Genomic DNA, 21204 nt, shown 5'->3' with positions numbered 1-21204 from the left:
ATTTTATGATTAAGTTAATGAAATTTGGTAGGTCAATTTGTATTTTTACCGAAATTGAACCAAAATAATGAATTTTTTCTTTAAAGTAAAACCCAAAGCAACCCTGTCAGAATTAACAACTAAATTTTTTGACGATAGTCAGTCTTGGCGAGAGAAGGAAGATGTTTTAGAACCTTTAGTGGAGTTAATTCGGTGGATTCGACCTTTGAAAACGAAGAAAGTGGAAATTATTGATTTGCAAGAAATCATTTCTTTTCTAAAGGAGAATTATTCTATTCGAAAACAGTTCTCCATTTACATTAAAGAGGTTTTAAAAGATAAAAAGTTTAATAAGATTCTTTCTGATGCGGCTATTTTGCAAGATGTAGATTTTATTTTCGAAGTTAAAAAAAGAGTTTTTTCTAAATTTTTGCCTTATCAGCCACAAAAAGACACCTTAGAATATATTCTTAATCAGGTTTTTTATCAGGATGATGACACGATTTGGATTAATAAAATACCATCACATCAATTAGAAGAATTGTATGGCCTTTTAAAATTTAAGTCTATTTATGAAAGTGTGGAGCCCAATTCGGTTTTATCGGAATTGTTATTTGCAATGTATTTAATTACACAGCGAATTAGTGGTCGTGCGATGGAAACGGACGTTATTAAAATGGTGCCGGAATTTGATGATTATGAAAGTCCTTTTTCAGCTTTTGAAAAGGAATTGTTTCAAATCGAAGACAAAATTAAAAATGGTGAAAAGCATTTTATCAAGTCAGATGATTTATCCTATGCGCAGTTGTTGGTTTTGCATAAGCAATGTGAAGAGTTTGTTGATCGAGCATTTCACAACACTTCAAAATATGGAATTTCTCTCCGGGTAAATCAAAATTTATTAAAGATCAGGCAACAATTAGAGCGATTGAAATTTTTAATTCCCTTATTGATTGTAGACAAAGAGAGCCATAAAAAAAGCAATGGGATAGCATTGGCGTTGCACCTGGTTAAATACAATTGCTACAAGAACAACGTTCGGAAATTTATTGGTGAAAGTACCCAGTTGATCTCCTATGAAATAACGCAACATACAGCTAAAACGGGTGAACATTATATTACCGAAAGCCGAAAAGAGTATTTTAAAATGTTTCGTGCAGCGCTTGGCGGTGGGTTTATTGTTGGGATATTGTGTGTTATTAAAGTATTGCTTTCCAAGGTAGATACAAGCTTTTTTGGGCACGCTTTTCTATACAGTATGAACTATGTTTTTGGGTTTATTGCGATTTATATTTTAGGTTTTACTTTGGCCACAAAACAACCGGCGATGACTGCGTCGGCCTTAATAAAAGCTTTGGAGGAAGGAGTAATAAAGCAAGGTAAAGATGCCGAAAAGTATAGGGCTTTTGCGATTCTTTTTGCACGTGTTTTTCGCTCGCAGTTTATAGCATTTGTAGGGAATGTGATTATGGCCTTTCCGGTTTCGTTACTTGGAATATGGCTGATAGATTATTTGCTTCATTATAATATCGCTGCAACAAAATGGAAGTCGTTACTCATTGATTTAAGCCCTATACATTCGCTAGCGATTCTTCATGCAGCTATTGCTGGAATGTTTTTATTTTTGTCCGGAATCATCTCAGGGAGTGTTGCCAATAGAGACAAACACAATCAGGTTTTTTTCAGGATAACGGAACATCCTTTGCTGAAAAGGAGTTTAGGAAAAGACAAAACATTGCAATTAGCGAAACTATACGAAAAAAGAGGGGCAGGGATTATTTCAAATTTCTGGTTCGGTATATTCATGGGAAGTACTGCGTCAATTGGTTTGTTTTTAGGATTAAATCTGGATGTTCGACATATTACTTTTGGTAGTGGAAATCTCGCGTTGGCTTTATATGGAGCGAATTATGTTGTGAGCGACACGATGTTATTTTGGGGTATTTTTGGGATTGGTATTATGGGATTGGTTAACTTTATGGTAAGTTTTAGTCTTTCATTAGGTCTGGCATTTCGTTCGAGAGCTATTTCATTATTTGAGTTGCGATTTGTTACGATTTCCATTTGGAATCATTTCAAATCCACACCGGCTAGCTTCTTTTTTCCTATAGAAAATAAAAGTAAATCGGTAGTAATCGAAAATTATTTAAGCACTGAAGAGCAAAAATAGTTTTAGTATATAGTAAACCATTCAAAAATAGAATTGAGTGTACAATCAGTTGAATAAATGCAGGAATCAATTCCAAATAGAAAAATCATACACGTTGACATGGATGCCTTTTATGCTTCAGTGGAGCAGATGGATGATCCATTGTTGCGAGGAAAGCCTATTGCGGTAGGAGGTTCTGAAAACCGTGGCGTTGTCGCGGCAGCGAGTTATGAGGCTAGAAAATTTGGAGTTCGTAGTGCTATAAGTGGAGTTATGGCCAAAAAAAACTGTCCTGAACTCATTTTTGTAAGACCGCGATTTGATCGGTATAAGGAGATTTCAACTAAGATTCAGAAAATATTCCATGACTATACGGATTTGGTGGAGCCATTGTCTCTCGATGAAGCCTATTTAGATGTAACCATCAACAAAAAAGGAAATCCTAGCGCTACTTTATTGGCACAGGAAATAAGGCAGCGTATTTTTAACGAAGTGGGATTGACGGCTTCTGCAGGAATATCTGTTAATAAGTTTGTAGCTAAAATTGCTAGCGATTATAATAAACCCAACGGGCAAAAAACGGTCAATCCAGATGAAGTTATTTCATTTTTAGAGGAATTACCCATTCGGAAATTTCATGGTGTTGGAAAAGTGACCACCGAAAAAATGTATCAGCTGGGAATTTTCACCGGAGTAGAATTAAAAAGTAAATCATTAGAATTTTTAGAGAAACATTTCGGGAAGTCGGGAAGTTTCTATTATAATGTTGTGAGAGGGATTCATAACAGCGAGGTGAAGTCAAATCGAATTACAAAATCAGTCGCCGCAGAACATACTTTTGATGTTAATCTTTCTTCTGAAATTTATATGTTAGAGCAACTTGAGAATATTGCAAATGCATTAGAAAGAAGATTAAAAAAGTACAACGTTGCAGGAAAAACAATCACTTTAAAAATAAAATACAGTGATTTTACACAACAAACCCGTAGCAAAACGTTGCCTTATTTTATTTCTGATAAAGCATTGATAGTAGAGGTCGTAAAAGAATTGTTGTATCAAGAACGCATGAAAGATTCCGTGCGATTGCTTGGAATTTCTTTAAGCAATTTAAATACTGAAGAGAAAAAATTTGTTGTCGTACAGTTAAAATTTGATTTTTAATTAATAATGCCTGCATTGAACAATGGTCAAAGTCTAAAATTGGTTGTTTTGTTATTATAAATAAAAAATTACATTTGGTTCTCTAATACAAAATAGTATGAATAATTTTCAACAATATGATGAAGCGATGGCAAAGTATCACAGCTGCTTAAAGATGAAAACGGTTCCCATTTTTTCTTGGGCTTTTCATCATGAGTTTTTGAATGAATTGAAGAATTCTTTTTTGGATTTAGACAAACTCAAATCAATTGCTGTTCAGCATCAATGGGATCATGACAAGTGGGATTTAAAAACAAGACTCAAAGAGGAAGTTATAATTGTAACGGATATTAAATTAAATATCGTTTTTGCTTCGCATGATATGGTAAAAATGAGCGGCTATAGACCAGCAGAAGTTTTGGGTAAAAGTCCTAAAATGTTTCAAGGTGTGGAGACGAGTGTGATTACTTCGAATGAAATTCGAAAAGCAATACAGCTTCAAGAACCTTTTGAGAAAACGGTATTGAATTATAAAAAGAACGGAGTCATTTATAGCTGTCTGATAAAAGGATTCCCTGTTTTCAACTTGAAAGGACAATTAAGTCACTACATAGCTTTTGAAAAATCGGCATAAAAAAAAGACCTTTCTGATTTAAAAAGGTCTTTTTTTTGTTAGTGAAATGGTTTTACAATATATTTAGTTTTTACTGTTCAATTTAGATAATAATCTTAAAAACTCGATATACAACCAAACGAGTGTTATGATTAATCCCATAGCACCATACCATTCCATGTATTTTGGCATTTTTTGTTCCGCTCCTTTTTCTATTCGATCAAAATCTAAGAATAGATTTAAAGCAGCGATTACAATCACAAAAACACTGATTCCAATGCTCATCATCGAGTTGCCGTAATGAACAGGCACAAAGCTGGTAAACATAGAAAACAACCAAGATACCAGATAATACGTTGCAATTGCAAGTGTAGCGGCCACAACAACCGATTTGAACTGCTCTGTTACTTTTACTATTTTATATTTATACAATCCTAAGCAAACAATGAAAGTTACAAATGTTGCTCCTACGGCTTGAATCACAATCCCAGGATACATAGCTTCAAATATTGCAGAAATTCCACCGATGAATAAGCCTTCAAACAAGGCATAGCCGGGGGCTAAATAGGGAGAATATTGCGGTTTGAAAGCAGAGATTACTACTAAAATAAGTCCAACGATAGCACCGCCAATTGCCGGAACCATTGGATTCATACCGTTAAAAGTCAACCACCAAATTACCGTTGCTGAAGCTGTAAGAAGTAAAAATAGAATTAAGCTCTTATTGATAGTTCCTGACAAAGTCATTTCTTGATTGTAATCAATTAGAGTTGCCTGATGTACTTCGTCTTTTTTTGAAACTGCTGTTGATGAAAAGGTTTTATTATTTAAAAATGGATTTTTCGAATTGAAACTCATAGTTGACACGATTTTTTTGTTCCCCAAATATAAATTTTATTTTGCAGAAGAATGTTTAATTGTTCTTAATTTTTTTCAACTGTAAATAAAGGTGTTTTGTTTGTTTTTAAAAAAAAATAAGCAAAAAAAAACCGTCCTTGGACGGTTTTATATATTCAAAGAACTTAAAATTATTCGATTTCAGAAACTCTTAAGGTATTAACCATTCCTTTATCTTTAATTGGCATTGCAGCTAAATTGATAAGGAAATCGCCTTTTTGAACAAAACCTTTTTGTTTTACAATTTCGTTTATGTCAGTTACCGTATCATCAGTACTTACTGTTTTTTCGTAGAAAAAAGATTTTACACCCCATAATAGATTTAGTTGTGTAAGGATTCTTTTATTAGATGTAAAAACTAAGATATGTGAATTTGGTCTCCAAGCCGAAATTTGGAAAGCAGTATAACCACTATTAGTTAATGTACAAATAGCTTTTGCTTTGATAACGTTAGCCATAGTTGCAGCATGATGACAGATCGTTTTTGTAATAAAACGTTTTGTTTTTATTTGTGGCGTATTTTGTGGCACTTGAATAAGCGGAGAATCCTCAACTGCTTCAATGATCTGAGTCATTTTTTGAATTACTTGAACTGGGTAATTTCCAGTAGCAGTTTCGCCAGAAAGCATTACTGCATCTGCACCATCCATAACTGAGTTCGCAACGTCATTCACCTCTGCACGTGTTGGCGTAAGGGAAGTGATCATTGTTTCCATCATTTGCGTAGCAACGATTACCGGAATACGAGCTGTTTTGGCTCTGCGAATCAATTCTTTTTGAACTAAAGGCACTTCATGAGCAGGAAGTTCAACTCCTAAATCTCCACGAGCAACCATCAAAGCATCACAATACGCAACAATTTTGTCAATATTTTCTAATGCTTCTGGCATTTCTATTTTGGCAACAATTGGAATTTTATATTCTGAATGTTCTGCTATTAATTCCTGTAAGTCTTGTAAATCTCTTGGTGTTTTTACGAATGATAATGCAATCCAATCCACATTTTGCCCGATAGCAAAAATAGCATCTGCAATATCTTTCTCAGTCATTGCAGGAAGAGATATTTTTGTGTTTGGTAAATTTACTCCCTTTTTAGATTTCAATTCACCACCTTGAATTACTCTTGCAATAACTTCTGATTTTTTATCAGTCTCTACGATTTCGAAAATTAGTTTTCCATCATCAAGTAAAATTCTTTCCCCGGGATTTACATCATTTGGAAAGTTTTGGTATTTCATGAATACTTTTTTTGCAGTTCCAAGGATATCTTCGGCTGTAGTAAATGTAATCAAGTCTCCATCATGTACTACCACTCCTTCTTCCATGACTCCTACACGAAGTTTAGGTCCTTGTAGATCTCCTAAGATTGCAGTAGTGTAGCCAAACTCTTCGTTCAGACCTCGGATCAGATTTATTTTTTCTTTTACATCTTCGTAGTCAGCATGTGAAAAATTCACTCTAAAAACATTTACACCTGCATCAATCATGTCTTTGATGATTTCTCTTGTACTACATGCAGGCCCAAGTGTGGCTACAATTTTAGTTTTTTTGTTTGTAAGCATTGGTATTAAAAAATTAAATTGTTTTTTGATTTTATTTGATTAGTATCTACTGTATAAAGTGTAGATATGTTATCGATTTTATTTAATATAGTCTGTATTGTTGATACACTCATTGTATCTTCAATATTCTCTATTTTTAAGAAATAATCTACTTTTTTAAACTCAGGAAGTAAAAAGACTTTTGTTGAGACTTCCATCGTAACATTTGAAAATAAATTTTGGGTAATTCCATTTTTATAATGAACTACCTCATTTTTATTTTGAATCAAATTCCAAGTGATCGCTTTTTCATTATCATAATAATAGAATCTTGAAAAATTTGTTTCCCCTTCTTCTATATTAATCTGAATTTCATTCTTGCTTTTACTTAAATTTATTGGCAACAATTGATTAATAAAAAAAGCCAATCTATAGTCTTCTAGTGAAGTGTGAATAGCAATTAAATAGTAATCTATTTCGTCAAATTCTCCAAGATCCAGTTTATGAATAGCCATTTCATGAAAAAATAAGTTGTAAATATAGTATTTCTATCGAAGTTCTGACCTACTTAAATAGGATGTTTTTGTTAATTTATCAACGAAAACGTTATAGGTTTAAGAAAATGATGTTATTTTCTGTCCATTTTTTCTTGAAATGCAAAATAAGCACGTTGAGATGCTTTTTCTTCTGCCTTCTTTTTCGAAGTTGCTCTTGCTTTTGCAATTACTTTATCATCGATGCTGAGTTTGACCCCAAACAGACGTTGTCCATCTATTGCATTGTCCTCAAAAATATCATAATGAAATATTTTCTTCTCTTTTTGACACCATTCAATAATTAAGCTTTTGTAGCTGATTACTTTTCCTTCTAGCCTTGCAATATCTACATAGGGAATGATAACTCTTTTTTGAATGAATTTTTCACAGTAAACATATCCTCTGTCTAAGTAGATTGCTCCGACCAGCGATTCAAAGATGTTGCCATGTATGTTTTCGCCGAAATGTTGTAATGGCACTTTGCTTTCGATATACTGTACCAGATTTAAATCCTTTCCTAATTCGTTCAAGTGTTCTCTGCTTACAATTTTTGAACGCATTTTGGTCAGATAGCCTTCGTCTCCAGCTGGCGCTTTGCTGAATAAATGAGCTGCAATTACAGCACTTAACATTGCATCGCCCAAAAACTCTAATCGCTCGTAGTTGATAGGATTTCCTAACACATCCATTCGATTTGATGAACGGTGTGTGAAGGCTTTTTTATAGTAATCTAAATTGTTTGGGGCGAAGCCTAAAATTTTTTGAATGGAATCAAAAAAAATCCCGTCTTCTAGAGAACGGGATTTCGAAAATATTTTTCTAATTATACGCATATAATTTAGATATCTAATTTTTTTACTAATACACAAGCATTGTGTCCTCCAAAACCAAAAGTATTACTCATAACAACATTCATTTCTCTTTTTTGTGGAACATTGAAAGTAAAATTTAATTTACTGTCAATACTTTCATCATTAGTAAAATGATTTATTGTAGGTGGTACTATTCCGTATTTCATAGAAAGAATAGAGGAAATAGTCTCAATTGCTCCGGCAGCACCAAGTAAATGGCCTGTCATTGATTTAGTTGAATTCAAATTCATGGTGTACGCATGTTCGCCAAAAACATGCAATATAGCTTTAGATTCTGCCATGTCGCCAAGAGGTGTTGATGTTCCGTGCATGTTGACACCATCAACATCGCTAGCTTGTAAACCGGCATCTCTCAAGCAATTAAGCATTACATTTTTAGCCCCTAATCCTTCCGGATGCGGTGCAGTAATATGATGCGCATCTGCTGACATTCCGCCACCACCGATTTCACAATAAATTTTTGCCCCACGGGCTATGGCATGTTCGTATTCTTCAAGGATAAGAGCGCCAGCTCCTTCGCCTAAAATAAATCCATCTCTGTCTTTATCCATCGGCCTAGATGCTGTTTTTGGATCATCATTTCTTGTAGATAAAGCATGCATCGCATTAAAGCCACCCATTCCTGCAATAGTTACCGCAGCTTCAGAACCACCTGTAACCATAGCATCTGCATGGCCCAATCTGATATAATTGAAAGCATCAATAATAGCATTTGTGGAAGAAGCGCAAGCAGAAACGGTTGCGAAGTTTGGACCTCTAAATCCATATTTTATAGAAATATGACCACAAGCAATATCCGAAATCATTTTTGGGATAAAGAAAGGATTAAATTTTGGAGTACCGTCACCCGCTGCATAGTTCAACATTTCGATTTGAAATGTTTCCAATCCGCCAATTCCCGATCCCCAAATAACACCAACTCTGTCTTTATCTAATTTTTCAAAATTGAAACCAGCATCAAGTACAGCTTCATCAGATGAAACCATAGCATATTGTGCATAGCGGTCCATTTTTCTGGCTTCTTTTCTATCTAAGAAATCTTCAGCATTAAAATTTTTCAATTCGCAAGCAAATTGTGTTTTAAATTTTGAAGCGTCAAAATAAGTTATCGGTGCTGCTCCACTAACGCCGTTAATGAGGCCGTTCCAATACTCTTCAATATTATTTCCAATAGGAGTAAGAGCGCCTAAACCTGTTACAACAACTCGTCTTAATACCATAAATTCTTTATTTTGTTATCTTTAAACAAATAAAACCCATGCTTTCTTTATTGTATTATTCTTACAAAAGAGCCATGGGTATTACAATAAATATATTTTTGATTGAAGTTCAATCTCGAATTTAATTTTAAAAAAAATAATAACACCCGTTTACAGGATTGCAAACGGGTGTGAAATTTATTATTTCTTAGCTTCCTCTATATAAGAGATTGCTTGACCAACAGTAGCAATGTTTTCTGCTTGATCGTCCGGAATTTGAATGTCAAATTCTTTTTCGAATTCCATAATAAGCTCAACAGTGTCTAATGAGTCAGCTCCTAAATCATTAGTGAAGCTTGCTTCTGTTACAACTTCGTTTTCGTCAACACCTAATTTGTCTACGATAATCGCTTTTACTCTTGATGCAATGTCTGACATAATCTTTAATTTTAGAATTTAATTTGTTGGCAAAAATAAAAAACTTTATTTTAAAACAACTATTTAGTTAATAAATGTGACATCTAATTTAGAAAATATATTTGACAAAGGCTTCTGAATGTTATTTATTTTCATTTTTTATGCCTTTTTTTGCGTAATTAAAATTTGTCAGGTTATGAAAAAAATAGTGGTTTTTGCCTCTGGATCGGGGACTAATGCTGAAAATATCATTAAGTATTTTGCTGCAACAGAAATTGGGAGAGTTGAAGTAGTGTTTACAAACAACCCAAATGCTAAAGTGATTGAAAGAGCCAGAAATTATGGGATTCGAACAGAGATTTTCTCAAAAGAAGAATTAATTGAAAGTAAAGTATTACAGATTATAAATAAGATTCAACCTGATTTGATTGTTTTGGCTGGGTTTTTATTAAAATTTCCAGAAAATATTATCGCAGCCTATCCCAATAAAATAATAAATATTCATCCTGCATTGTTACCAAAATACGGAGGAAAAGGGATGTATGGTATGCATATACATAGAGCAATTGTTGGAAATAAAGAAAGAGAAACCGGAATTACCGTTCATTTTGTAAATGAACATTATGACGAAGGGAATATTCTTTTTCAAAAAAACGTAGTTTTATCAGGAAATGAAACTCCGGAAGAAGTTGCTGAAAAAATTCATGAATTGGAGCAAAAATATTTTCCGGAAGTAATTGAAAAACTCATAACAAATAGCTTGTAATTTTGAATAGTCACGATGTACATATTTATACTGACGGTGCTGCCAAAGGAAATCCGGGTCCGGGAGGTTACGGAGTTGTGATGGAATGGGTAGGGAAGTCTTATAAGAAGGAATTCTATGAGGGTTTTCGTCACACCACTAATAATAGAATGGAATTGCTGGCGGTAATTGTTGGTCTTGAGAAATTAAAAAATCCCAATACAAGAGTTTTAGTGGTTTCAGATTCTAAATATGTGGTGGATTCCGTTGAAAAAAAATGGGTTTTAGGTTGGGAAAAAAAAGGGTTTGTTGATCGAAAAAATTCCGATTTGTGGAAACGCTTTCTGGTTGTTTATAGAAAACACAAAGTCAATTTCAAATGGATAAAAGGACATAATAACCATGTTCAAAATGAAAGATGCGATGAGTTGGCAGTTATGGCTTCGATGCAAAAGCAACTTTCTGTTGATGCTTTTTATGAAAAAGAAGAAGGGAAGTTGTTGTAAAACAATGGATTTCAGTAAAATAAATTAGTAAAACTTTACGATTGTGACCCTTTGCAATTTTACAACTTATAAACTATCTTTGCGCTTTAATTCGAAACACATAAAATGAATAAATTATTGATTGTTGGAACTGTAGCTTTCGACGCAATTGAAACTCCTTTTGCAAAAACAGATAAAATCTTAGGCGGCGCAGCAACATACATCGGACTTTCAGCTTCTTATTTCAATTTACAATCGGCAATAGTTTCTGTAGTTGGTGATGATTTTCCACAAGAATATTTAGATTTATTAACCGCAAGAAATATTGATATTTCGGGTCTTGAAGTTGTAAAAGGAGGAAAGACTTTCTTTTGGAGCGGTCGATATCATAATGATTTAAATTCAAGAGATACATTAGATACTCAATTAAACGTTTTGGCAGACTTTCAGCCAAAAGTCCCAGAAAATTTCAAAAATTCTGATGTGGTGATGTTAGGTAATTTACATCCATTAGTGCAAAGCAGTGTTTTAGACCAAATGGATACACAACCTAAATTGGTGGTTTTGGATACTATGAATTTTTGGATGGACTGCGCTTTACCGGAATTATTGGATGTAATTAAACGTATCGATGTTATTACCATAAATGATGAAGAAGCAAGACAACTTTCGGGAGAATATTCTTTAGTGAAAGCTGCTGCAAAAATTCATACTATGGGACCAAAATATGTGGTAATTAAAAAAGGAGAACACGGTGCTTTATTGTTTCACAACAAAGAGGTGTTCTTTGCTCCGGCCTTACCTTTAGAAGAAGTCTTTGATCCAACAGGAGCAGGAGATACTTTTGCAGGAGGATTTGCTGGATTCATAACCCAAAGTGAGAATATTTCATTCGAAAACATGAAAAACGCAATCATCCATGGTTCTAATTTAGCTTCATTTTGTGTAGAGAAATTTGGAACAGAACGAATGATTGATTTAAATAAAGAAGAAGTGCTGTCAAGATTGAAACAATTCAAATCATTGACACAATTTGATATAGAATTATAATGTGCAAACCTCGGAAACGAGGTTTTTTTTTAAATAAATTGGCAAGAAATTACAGGATTTAATTTTTGGTCTAATTATAGATGTTCGTTTAAGAACAGTAATTAGTGTATACCGACAAACACAACAACAAACAACAACACAATGAGCGACGCTTTACAACACGAATGTGGAATAGCCTTAGTTAGACTACTTAAACCGCTTGAGTTTTACAAAGAAAAATACGGAACTGCTTTCTACGGAATACAAAAAATGTATCTCCTTATGGAAAAGCAGCACAATCGCGGGCAAGACGGAGCAGGTTTTGCAAGTATAAAATTAGATGTAGAGCCAGGAGAACGCTACATAAGTCGTGTGCGATCCAATCATGCACAACCTATTCAAGATGTTTTCGCGCAGATAAATGACAGAATTAATGAAGAAATGGCAGCTCATCCTGAATATGCAGATGATGTTGCACTTCAGAAAGCTAATATTCCTTATATAGGAGAGTTGTTTTTGGGACATGTTCGTTATGGGACTTTTGGAAAAAACAGTATTGAAAGTGTTCATCCATTTTTACGTCAGAATAACTGGATGCACAGAAACCTGATTTTGGCTGGAAACTTTAATATGACTAATGTTAAAGAACTTTTTCAGAGTCTAATTGAATTAGGTCAGCATCCGAAAGAAATGGCGGATACAGTTACAGTAATGGAAAAAATTGGACATTTTCTTGACAATGCGGTAACGGATTTGTATCAGGAATGTAAAAATAATGGGTTAACTAAAAGAGAAGCTTCTCCGGTGATCGCAGAAAAACTGGATGTTGCAAAAATTTTGACAAGAGCATCCAAAAATTTAGATGGAGGTTATGCTATGGCAGGGCTTTTGGGTCATGGGGATTCATTTGTATTTAGAGATCCTGCAGGAATACGTCCCGCTTATTTTTATCAGGATGATGAAGTGGTGGTGGTTGCTTCTGAAAGACCAGTAATACAAACGGTTTTTAATGTACCTTTCGAAAAAGTACAAGAAATAGAGCCAGGAAATGCATTGATAATTAAAAAGAACGGAACGGTTTCCATGAAGGAAATTCTTCCGCCTACAGTTAAGAAAGCATGTTCATTTGAGCGTATTTATTTTTCAAGAGGAAGTGATGCTGAAATTTATCAAGAAAGAAAAAATTTAGGAAAATTGATTTTGCCTGCCGTTTTGGAATCGATAGATGAGGATACGGATAATACTGTTTTTTCTTATATTCCAAATACTGCTGAAACTTCCTTTTACGGATTAGTTGAAGCGGCTCAGGATTTTTTAAACCAAAGAAAGAACAATTTCATTCTTGAAAACAGAAATACTTTAACTAAGGATTCTTTACAGGAATTACTTGCAGTAAAAATCCGTACAGAAAAAGTAGCCATTAAAGATGCAAAACTAAGAACATTTATTACGGAAGACAGTAGTCGTGATGACTTGGTAGCCCATGTTTATGATGTTACTTATGGTGTTATCAAACCAACAGACAATTTGGTAATTATTGACGATAGTATCGTACGTGGAACCACATTGAAAATGAGTATCATTAAAATGATGGATCGTTTGAATCCAAAACGGATTGTAATTGTTTCATCAGCGCCTCAAATTAGATACCCTGATTGTTATGGAATTGATATGGCTAAACTGGAAGGTTTGGTAGCATTTAAAGCAGCTTTAGAATTGCTAAAAGAAAGAAATTTATATCACATCGTTGATGAAGTGTATTTGAAATGTAAAGCACAGGAAAATTATATTGACACTGATGTTGTAAATTATGTGACGGCAATCTATGAGCCTTTTCAGCCGCAAGAAGTTTCAAACAAAATTGCTGAAATGTTAAGCTCTCCTGAAATCAATGCTGAAGTAAAAATAATATTTCAAACCGTAGAAGATTTGCATATTGCTTGTCCTAAAAATTTAGGTGATTGGTATTTTACCGGAGATTATCCTACCCCTGGAGGAAATCGAGTTGTGAATCGCGCATTTATGAATTTTTATGAAGGAAAAGACGCGAGAGCATACTAGTTATTGAGCAAATTTAGTTCTTAATCGGTTTTATGTGTTGTTTGTCTAATTTATTTGTTTTGATTAAATAACTGCTATAAATTTGAATCACCATAACATTAGTAGGTTAAGTTTATGGTAGATTTGGGGCAAAAAAGGTGGAAGAAATTCCACCTTTTTTATTGGAATAAAGTCAAAAAGCAAGACAAACAAAAAAGCGCCGATTTCAAAATTTTGAAATCGGCGCTTTTTTGTTTACTAAGAGAAAATATAAAGAGACAGGATTTAAAGAAATAATTTTATAAGTATTTCATCTTGTCTCTTTATATTTAAAAAAAGATTATTTATCTAAAGCATATCTTCTAGCTACTTCGGTCCAGTTAATTATATTGAAAAAAGCTTCGATATAGTCAGGTCTTCTGTTTTGATAATGCAAGTAATAAGCATGTTCCCAAACATCCATTCCTAAAATTGGAGTTCCACCACAACCTACACCTGGCATCAAAGGATTGTCTTGATTTGGAGTTCCGCAAACATCTACTTTTCCACCTTTATGAACACAAAGCCAAGCCCATCCAGAACCAAATTGAGTAGCTCCGGCTTTACTGAATGATGCTTTGAATTCTTCAAAAGTTCCAAAAGCAGCTTCGATAGCAGCCAGTAAATCTCCAGTTGGAAGTCCGCCACCGTCCGGAGTCATTACAGTCCAGTATAGATTATGATTGTAAAAACCACCACCATTGTTACGAACCGGCATGTTTTTCATGTCAAGATTAATCAAAATATTCTCAATCGTCTTACCTTCCATATCCGTCCCTGCAATAGCAGCATTTACGTTGGTAATATAAGCGTTGTGATGTTTTGTATGATGAATTTCCATCGTGCGCGCATCAATATAAGGTTCTAATGCGTCGTACGCATAAGGTAATTGTGGTAATTCAAATGCCATAATATGATTGTTTAAAGGATTTATAAAAATTTTATCAAATTTATACATTTAACTTTGGAAACGGAAATTCTATTTTGTTATAATTTCATTAAATTAATTGATAGTGTGCTCTTTGAAATTGTAACAGACTTGTTTTCAGTAGCTGTTTCCTGCTTTTTGTTTCAATATTTTTATTTGTCAAAAAGGCTAATAAAAAATATTTTCACCGCAATCGGGACTAAAAGGCATTGTTTTCGACAATGTTATTTAGTTTTAATAAAGTTTAGGTTTGGAATCCTAACGGGGATTGTGCCGTCGCCCTGCAAATAAGGTGCATTTTTCGCACCGGGAATTTTCAATAAAATAGATCAACAAACTGCTAATGGGGGCTCCTATCGTAGTAATAGCAGCAATTAAAGAGATATTTAGGATGAGAGCAATACTGCTTTCAAACATGTAATCAAGGATTTATTTATCAAAATAGACAAATCAATGCTTCAATCTTTAACAATTTTCTTTTTTTTAAGTTCACTTTTTATATTTTTGCACTATTATGGCAAAACAAGAAGATTTATTTAAGAATGTAATTTCGCACGCAAAAGAATATGGATTTATTTTTCCGTCAAGCGAAATTTACGATGGTTTAAGTGCAGTCTATGATTATGCACAAAACGGAGTAGAGTTAAAAAAGAACATACGTGAATATTGGTGGAAGGCAATGGTTCAAATCAACGATAACATTGTTGGACTTGACGCGGCAATATTGATGCATCCAACTACTTGGAAAGCGTCAGGTCATGTGGATGCTTTCAATGATCCATTAATTGACAACAAAGATTCAAAAAGAAGATATAGAGCCGACGTTTTGATTGAAGATTATGCCGAAAAGCTGAATCAAAAAGCAATCAAGGAAATCGAAAAAGCGCGTACTCGTTTTGGTGATGCTTTCAATGAACAGGAATTTGTAACTACAAATACAAGGGTAATTGAATACAAAGCTAAAGAAAGAGAAATTCTAGAACGAATGGCTCGCTCTCTGGGGAACGAAGATTTGGAAGATGTGAAAGCTTTAATTGAAGAATTGGAGATTGCATGTCCGGAATCAGGTTCCAGAAATTGGACCGAAGTACGTCAATTTAACTTGATGTTTGGAACTAAATTAGGAGCATCGGCTGATACGGCAATGGATTTATATTTACGTCCGGAAACAGCTCAGGGTATTTTTGTTAATTTCTTGAATGTGCAAAAATCAGGAAGAATGAAAGTTCCTTTTGGAATTGCACAAACCGGAAAAGCATTTAGAAACGAGATTGTAGCAAGACAATTTATTTTCCGTATGCGCGAGTTTGAACAAATGGAAATGCAGTTTTTTGTGCGTCCAGGTGATGAAATGAGATGGTACGAACATTGGAAAACAGCAAGATTAAACTGGCACTTGTCATTAGGACTTGGGAAAGAAAATTATCGTTTTCATGACCATGAAAAATTAGCGCATTACGCTAATGCTGCAGCAGATATTGAATTTAATTTTCCTTTTGGATTCAAAGAATTAGAAGGGATTCACTCTCGTACAGATTTTGATTTAAAGGCGCACGAAAAGTTTTCTGGTAGAAAATTGCAGTATTTTGATGCTGAGTTGAATCAGAATTATGTTCCTTATGTAGTGGAAACTTCAGTAGGATTAGATAGAATGTTCTTGGCAGTTTTTGCAACTTCATTAAAAGAAGAAACATTAGATGATGGCTCCACAAGAACAGTTCTAAGATTACCATCAGTTTTAGCACCGACAAAAGCGGCAGTTTTACCATTGGTTAAAAAAGATGGATTGCCGGAAATAGCTCATAAAATCATTGAAGATTTAAAATGGGATTTTAACGTGGCTTATGATGAGAAAGATGCTGTAGGAAGACGTTATAGAAGACAAGATGCCTTAGGGACTCCTTTTTGTATAACTGTAGATCATCAAACGATCGAAGACCAGACGGTAACGATTCGACATAGAGATACAATGAAACAGGACCGCGTGAAAATCACGGATTTAAAAGCAATCATTGAGAATGAAGTTTCGATGAAAAATTGGTTGCTGAAAATGTAATTCAATTTTTATTTATATAAGAAAAGCTTTCCTAAATGGAGAGCTTTTTTATTTTGTGGAGGATCAAATAATTTTTTAATGCGCAATCAATTGAAAAGAGTATCGTTATTAATTTCTTTTATAGCAGGAATTTACGCTCTTTGTCGGGTTTATTTGCACTTCATCTTAATGTATCAACATTTGTTAAAAACATATTAACAACGGATACTAAAAAATGGTTAAATGCTTATTTTTAGACTGTTAAACAGGGGTTTTTTATTTGATTTTTTATGCTTTTGTTTAATAGTTTCCCAAAACTACCATTATTACTTAATAATTTAAAGTATATTTTACTTTGGATATCTGATGAAATGCCTAATAATTCTAGGAAAAGCCATTGATGAATTACTCGTACATTATTATTGACGACGATCAAGAAAGTGTTTCGAAAACGAAAGCCATTGCTGATAGTTTTTCGGAGCTTACTTTTGTGGCATCGGCAAATAATTACACGGATGGCTTAAATCTTATTTTAGAACATGCTCCTCAATTGGTTTTTCTCGAAATTGACCCTGCTAATGCAACGAGTAATTTATCACTGGCTCTTATTAATGAGTTGTACCGGTATCTGAAAGTAGTTCCAAAGATTATTGTTACAACCACAAAGAAAGATTTGGCTTTTGAAGCTATTCAATATGAAGTGGCGGATTATTTATTAAAACCGTTGATGCGCATCGATATTGTAAAATCAATTTTAAAATTGAACAAATCGAATAACACAGAAGAAGTTCTTTCGAAACAAAAACCAGCTCTTGATGAGAAACCTATAGTTTTAGTTAAACAGGAAACGCCAAATCAAGAACAGCCTCTTATTCTCTGTATAAAATCCTATGGTGATTACAGGTATATTAATGCTAAAGATATTTGCTATTTCCAAGCGGATAATAATTCTACTGACATACATCTAAATAATGGTGAAATGATAACCGCTTTCAAAACATTGAAGCACTTTGAAGGGATTTTATCTTTTCCTTTTATCAGAATTCATAACAGTTATATCGTAAACCGAAATTACATCTCCAGAATTCATACAGGAAATACAGTATGTTATATTAAAAACACCACTACAAAACTTCCTTTCTCCAAATCGTATAAGGCAAATGTTGACCTTATTATTTCTGATTTTTCCAATGGAAATTACTTGGAAATCTAAAAAATAGCCATTCACCATAATTTGGATATCATTCACTATCAAACGGCTGTATTCTACCATAAACGCCTTTTTTTGTAGGAAATTTTAAGTTTACCTATGTAGTTTTACGAAACAATTTCCTGCAAAAGGAAGTGAAAAAAGTAAAAAACATAACAACATAAAAATCCCAAATTATGAAAAAAGCAATCTTAACAATCGGTTTATTCTCTTTAGTAATGATCTTAACATCATTCACAACTCCTGAAACTAATAACACTAAAGTTGAAAACAATGCAAAAGTGGATATTATTGGATCTGGTTCAGCAGGTGGAAATGTAAAAGTGGATATTATTGGATCTGGTTCAGCAGGTGGAAATGTAAAAGTAGATATCATCGGGTCTGGTTCAGCAGGTGGAAATGTAAAAGTAGACATCATTGGATCTGGTTCAGCAGGTGGAAATGTGAAAGTAGACTAAGAAATATTTTACTTAAATAAATACTTAAAATATATATTTTAGGCTGTCAATTTTTTTTGACAGCCTTTTTTTATGTCAGTAGTTTTATTTTACTATTTTTGATAAAATTCAAGAAAAACTATTGAAAAAAAAATCCCTCATATTAACACTTCTCTTGTTGATTTTTTTTGGTTGCTCCAAAAAAGAATCTAATAGCATTACTGTCAATTCATCCAATGATAGTCTTTCTGATTATTTATCCTTAGCGAACGACTTCAGTTTGTCACGCGAAAAAAGGAAAATATTTAATCAAAAAGCTTTCGATATAGTTGTTAATCAAGAAAATGATTCGCTAAATCGAGTAAATCTGTTTAGAGTAGCGAATCGGTACTATAATATTGATAACTGGAGCGATTTTAGTAGTACAGTGCATCTTGTTTTAAAAAATTCAGAGAGTGCCAAGGATACTTTAAATTTAGCAAAAGGATATACTTATTTAGGGGATTACTATGGAGCTCAAGCAGTTTCGGACAGTGCTTTTATGTACTATTCAAAAGCTGAAAAAATGTACTTACAACGCAATGATATTTTTTCTCTAGCTAGGTTACGGTTAAATAAAGCATTGTTGCAATATAACGAAGGTGATTTTCTTGGAAGTGAAATAGCAGTATTTAAAGCCTTGCGGGTAATAAAAGGTGAAAAAGCGAATGATGTTATATACGAATCCTATAATCTTTTGGGGCTTATATACAATGAGTTGGGAGAATATGATAAAGCAATAGAATTCAATACTAAAGCGTTAGCAAGCATAGACGATAAAATAATACCAGTAGAGTTTCAATCGAAAGCCACTTCATTTAATAATATCGGGTATATCTATCAAAATTTGAATAATCATAAAATGGCTATTTCCTATTTTAAAAAGGGATTAGAACAGGAAAATCTAATTATTCAAAAGCCGGCCGTTTATGCTATGTTGTTAGATAATTTGGCGTATTCCAAATTCAAACTAAATGAAATTGATGGATTGCCACAAATGTATTATCAGTCGCTAAAACTGAGAGATAGTTTAAAATTGACTTCGGGAATTATTGCCAGTAAATTTCATCTGTCTGAATATTTTGTATCTACAAAGAATATTGCAGAAGCGACTCGATATTCAAAAGAGGCGCTTTTATTGTCTCGAAGTTCCAAAAGTTATAGAAATGTATTGGTGGCCCTTAAACAATTGGCTATTATAGAGCCCGAAAAAGCATCACTTTACGCGAAAGAATACATTCATATCAATGAAGAACTACAAAAAACAGAACGAAATATGGGTAATAAATTTACCCGAATAGAATATGAAACGGATCAGATAAAAGATGAAAATGTAAATCTGGAAACTAAAAACAGGAATTTGTTATTTGGGTTTAGTGCTTTTACCATCTTGGGAATGTTTCTGTATGTCATTAAATCACAAAAAGCTAAAAATAGAGAATTGCTATTAAAGCAAGAGCAACAAAAGGTCAATGAAGAAATCTATAACTTAATGATTTCACAGCAAAGTACCATTGAAACCAATAGGGTTGTGGAGAAAAAAAGGGTTGCACAAGAGTTGCACGATGGAGTGCTAGGCAGAATGTTTGGGGTACGGATGAATTTAGACGGTTTGAATAAATTTAATGATGAGTTAGCGGTTAATCAAAGAATCAGCTATCTGGCGGAATTAAAAAATATAGAGCAGGATATTCGTGAAATTTCACATGATTTGAATAGAGAGAAATCAGAATTAATTAATAACTTCGTCGCCATTGTAAATAATTTATTTGAAGATCAAAAAAAGACATTTAAACCAAAGCTAGTTACAGTCATAGATCCAACTATAAAATGGGAGCTGTTAAGCAATGCGATTAAAATAAATTTATACCGAATTATTCAGGAGTCACTTCAAAACATTAATAAGTATGCCAGTGCGAATACTATCAAAGTTGAACTCAAAAAAAAGGAGAATGATTTATTTTTAGTAATAAGTGACGATGGTGTCGGGTTTAATGTAAACAAAGCAAAAAAGGGTATTGGCCTACAAAACATACAATCCCGAATAAAAGAATGCGATGGAACAGTAGACATAAAATCAAAAAATGAAGAAGGAACAACTATTACAATTCTAGTCCCAATAGAACAAAAACAAATACCTACATAGAAATGACAATTGCCCCAACTGAAAAGACGATGATTAAGAATAATATATTAATTGTAGATGACCATCCTTTTATTATAGAAGGATATAAGAATGCCATTACACGATATAACCCTAAAGAATTTGAATTTTTTATTAGCCAAGCCAAAGATTGTGAATCGGCATACAATATCATTACAAATCCTGCTACTTCGGCTTTTGATATTGCTTTTTTAGATATTAGTATGCCATCTTATGAAGAAAAAGGTATTTATACGGGCGAGGATTTGGCTAAATTGATAAATGAAACTATGCCTGATTGCAAAATTATTTTGCTAACTATGTATACGGAATTGTTAAAGATAAAAACCATTATTAGCACAATAAATCCAAACGGATTAGTAATAAAGAATGATCTGACATTTGACGAATTACTTTTTGCTTTTGATAAAGTCATAAATAATAAAATTTATTATAGTCAATCTGTTCAAAAAATGTTGGACTTAGCAGAAAAAGACACGATAGAAATTGATCAATTTGACAAACAAATTTTATTTCATTTGTCAAAAGGGACGAAGCTGAATGAGATTCCACATTATATCCCGATTTCATTAGGAGAAATTGAAAGAAGAAAACTAAATCTAAAAGAATTATTGAAAATAGATGATGGTAGTGATATTGATTTAATCCGCGAGGCAAAAAATCAAGGATTGCTTTTTTAGCTTTTAAGTAAAATTAAATAAAAAAACGAC

At 33.3% G+C, this 21204-nt stretch carries 19 protein-coding genes; 12 read left to right on the top strand and 7 right to left on the bottom strand.

What is annotated here, in order from left to right; all coding sequences use genetic code 11:
- The first annotated feature begins 67 nt into the window (after nucleotides 1–67).
- The 3 genes from ACNQGH_RS01610 (at nucleotide 68) to ACNQGH_RS01600 (ending at nucleotide 3902) form a co-directional block, all read left to right on the top strand.
- Nucleotides 68–2149, top strand: a complete 2082-nt coding sequence (locus ACNQGH_RS01610) for a recombinase (RefSeq protein ID WP_417954223.1) — start codon at nucleotides 68–70, stop codon at nucleotides 2147–2149.
- A gap of 57 nt (nucleotides 2150–2206) precedes the next feature.
- A complete protein-coding gene (gene dinB, locus ACNQGH_RS01605; RefSeq protein WP_417954222.1) occupies nucleotides 2207–3289 on the top strand; it encodes a DNA polymerase IV in 1083 nt (360 codons plus the stop codon).
- Nucleotides 3290–3386: 97 nt separating this feature from the next.
- A complete protein-coding gene (locus ACNQGH_RS01600; RefSeq protein WP_417954221.1) occupies nucleotides 3387–3902 on the top strand; it encodes a PAS domain-containing protein in 516 nt (171 codons plus the stop codon).
- A 63-nt stretch (nucleotides 3903–3965) separates the two neighbouring features.
- On the opposite strand, the gene ACNQGH_RS01595 is transcribed toward ACNQGH_RS01600, so the two are convergent.
- The 6 genes from ACNQGH_RS01595 to ACNQGH_RS01570 all read right to left on the bottom strand — a co-directional run bounded on the left by ACNQGH_RS01595 (nucleotide 3966) and on the right by ACNQGH_RS01570 (nucleotide 9364).
- The gene (locus ACNQGH_RS01595) at nucleotides 3966–4739 is read right to left on the bottom strand and encodes a Bax inhibitor-1/YccA family protein (protein ID WP_417954220.1); all 774 of its coding nucleotides are present in this window, start codon (nucleotides 4737–4739) and stop codon (nucleotides 3966–3968) included.
- Nucleotides 4740–4909: 170 nt separating this feature from the next.
- On the bottom strand, nucleotides 4910–6340 hold the full coding sequence (pyk, locus tag ACNQGH_RS01590) for a pyruvate kinase (protein ID WP_143386989.1): 1431 nt from the start codon (nucleotides 6338–6340) through the stop codon (nucleotides 4910–4912).
- Between the two features lie 5 nt (nucleotides 6341–6345).
- Nucleotides 6346–6834 carry an IPExxxVDY family protein gene (locus tag ACNQGH_RS01585; protein WP_417954219.1) on the bottom strand — a complete coding sequence of 163 codons (489 nt, stop codon included), beginning with the start codon at nucleotides 6832–6834 and terminating at the stop codon, nucleotides 6346–6348.
- 113 nt (nucleotides 6835–6947) lie between these two features.
- A complete protein-coding gene (gene rnc, locus ACNQGH_RS01580) occupies nucleotides 6948–7688 on the bottom strand; it encodes a ribonuclease III (protein ID WP_417954218.1) in 741 nt (246 codons plus the stop codon).
- Nucleotides 7689–7693: 5 nt separating this feature from the next.
- Nucleotides 7694–8947 (bottom strand): beta-ketoacyl-ACP synthase II, encoded by a 1254-nt coding sequence (gene fabF / locus ACNQGH_RS01575; protein ID WP_417954217.1) that lies wholly within the window; start codon nucleotides 8945–8947, stop codon nucleotides 7694–7696.
- 180 nt (nucleotides 8948–9127) lie between these two features.
- Entirely contained in the window at nucleotides 9128–9364 is a 237-nt protein-coding gene (locus tag ACNQGH_RS01570) for an acyl carrier protein (RefSeq protein WP_007137004.1), read from the bottom strand.
- A gap of 175 nt (nucleotides 9365–9539) precedes the next feature.
- On the opposite strand from ACNQGH_RS01570, the gene purN reads away from it, so the two are divergent.
- The 4 genes from purN to ACNQGH_RS01550 all read left to right on the top strand — a co-directional run bounded on the left by purN (nucleotide 9540) and on the right by ACNQGH_RS01550 (nucleotide 13663).
- Nucleotides 9540–10109 carry a phosphoribosylglycinamide formyltransferase gene (purN, locus tag ACNQGH_RS01565; protein WP_417954216.1) on the top strand — a complete coding sequence of 190 codons (570 nt, stop codon included), beginning with the start codon at nucleotides 9540–9542 and terminating at the stop codon, nucleotides 10107–10109.
- A 2-nt stretch (nucleotides 10110–10111) separates the two neighbouring features.
- A complete protein-coding gene (gene rnhA / locus ACNQGH_RS01560; protein ID WP_417954215.1) occupies nucleotides 10112–10594 on the top strand; it encodes a ribonuclease HI in 483 nt (160 codons plus the stop codon).
- A 105-nt stretch (nucleotides 10595–10699) separates the two neighbouring features.
- Nucleotides 10700–11623, top strand: coding sequence for a PfkB family carbohydrate kinase (locus ACNQGH_RS01555; RefSeq protein WP_417954214.1), 924 nt, complete (start codon nucleotides 10700–10702; stop codon nucleotides 11621–11623).
- A 141-nt stretch (nucleotides 11624–11764) separates the two neighbouring features.
- Nucleotides 11765–13663 carry an amidophosphoribosyltransferase gene (locus ACNQGH_RS01550; protein ID WP_417954213.1) on the top strand — a complete coding sequence of 633 codons (1899 nt, stop codon included), beginning with the start codon at nucleotides 11765–11767 and terminating at the stop codon, nucleotides 13661–13663.
- A gap of 319 nt (nucleotides 13664–13982) precedes the next feature.
- On the opposite strand, the gene ACNQGH_RS01545 is transcribed toward ACNQGH_RS01550, so the two are convergent.
- Entirely contained in the window at nucleotides 13983–14591 is a 609-nt protein-coding gene (locus tag ACNQGH_RS01545; protein ID WP_417954212.1) for a superoxide dismutase, read from the bottom strand.
- Between the two features lie 532 nt (nucleotides 14592–15123).
- Between ACNQGH_RS01545 and ACNQGH_RS01540 the strand changes: the two genes are divergently transcribed.
- The 5 genes from ACNQGH_RS01540 (at nucleotide 15124) to ACNQGH_RS01520 (ending at nucleotide 21174) form a co-directional block, all read left to right on the top strand.
- Nucleotides 15124–16665, top strand: a complete 1542-nt coding sequence (locus ACNQGH_RS01540) for a glycine--tRNA ligase (protein WP_417954211.1) — start codon at nucleotides 15124–15126, stop codon at nucleotides 16663–16665.
- Nucleotides 16666–17044: 379 nt separating this feature from the next.
- Complete coding sequence (locus tag ACNQGH_RS01535) at nucleotides 17045–17857, top strand: LytR/AlgR family response regulator transcription factor (RefSeq protein ID WP_417954210.1); 813 nt, start codon at nucleotides 17045–17047, stop codon at nucleotides 17855–17857.
- 173 nt (nucleotides 17858–18030) lie between these two features.
- Entirely contained in the window at nucleotides 18031–18312 is a 282-nt protein-coding gene (locus ACNQGH_RS01530; protein WP_417954209.1) for a 3-oxoacyl-ACP reductase, read from the top strand.
- Nucleotides 18313–18433: 121 nt separating this feature from the next.
- On the top strand, nucleotides 18434–20476 hold the full coding sequence (locus tag ACNQGH_RS01525) for a tetratricopeptide repeat-containing sensor histidine kinase (RefSeq protein ID WP_417954208.1): 2043 nt from the start codon (nucleotides 18434–18436) through the stop codon (nucleotides 20474–20476).
- A 2-nt stretch (nucleotides 20477–20478) separates the two neighbouring features.
- Nucleotides 20479–21174, top strand: a complete 696-nt coding sequence (locus ACNQGH_RS01520) for a response regulator (RefSeq protein ID WP_417954207.1) — start codon at nucleotides 20479–20481, stop codon at nucleotides 21172–21174.
- Nucleotides 21175–21204 lie beyond the last annotated feature (30 nt).

It is taken from the genome of Flavobacterium kochi (assembly GCF_048286715.1).
Taxonomy (GTDB): Bacteria; Bacteroidota; Bacteroidia; order Flavobacteriales; family Flavobacteriaceae; genus Flavobacterium.
The sequence above is the reverse complement of the archived record's forward strand: the minus strand, read 5'-3'. Positions and strand labels throughout refer to the sequence as shown.